The following is a 452-nucleotide window of genomic DNA, read 5'->3' as shown; positions in this document are numbered from 1 at the left end:
CCGCCGGCACCTACACCGTGCACACCGTCTTCACCGACAAGGCGGACAACACCACCGACGACGCCACCGCCACCATCACCCTGGACGGCACCACCCCCGGGACCTTGGCCGTGGAACCAGTGGTCGGCGAGCCCAACGTGGTCGACGCCGTCGTCACGCCCGGCGAAGACGTCGACGTGACAGAGGTGCGGATCCAGCCATCGAACGTCCTGGCCCCCTGGGACGAGGAGTCCGGGACCTACCGAGTGCGAGTGGACCTCCGCGACGCCGCGAACGGCGTCAACCAGCTCTACGCCTCGGTGGGCTGGACCTTGCCCGGCGGCGCGATGTGGTCCTTCGACACTGCACGCGTGCCGGTGACAGTGGTGGATGCGGTGGCGCCGGCAGTGACCGCGCCGGAGCCGATCACGTCCTACCGGACCAGCCCGGACACCTGGGCATCGTCATACGTG

Annotated in this window: 1 protein-coding gene; it reads left to right on the top strand. The window is 69.5% G+C overall.

What is annotated here, in order from left to right:
* Positions 1-452 (top strand): hypothetical protein (locus tag ASC64_RS22300; protein WP_056906026.1); only part of this gene is annotated, 452 nt, incomplete at both ends.

It is taken from the genome of Nocardioides sp. Root122 (genome assembly GCF_001425025.1).
Taxonomy (GTDB): Bacteria; Actinomycetota; Actinomycetes; order Propionibacteriales; family Nocardioidaceae; genus Nocardioides.
Note: the sequence above shows the minus strand (reverse complement) of the source record. Positions and strands in the feature narration are given on the sequence as shown.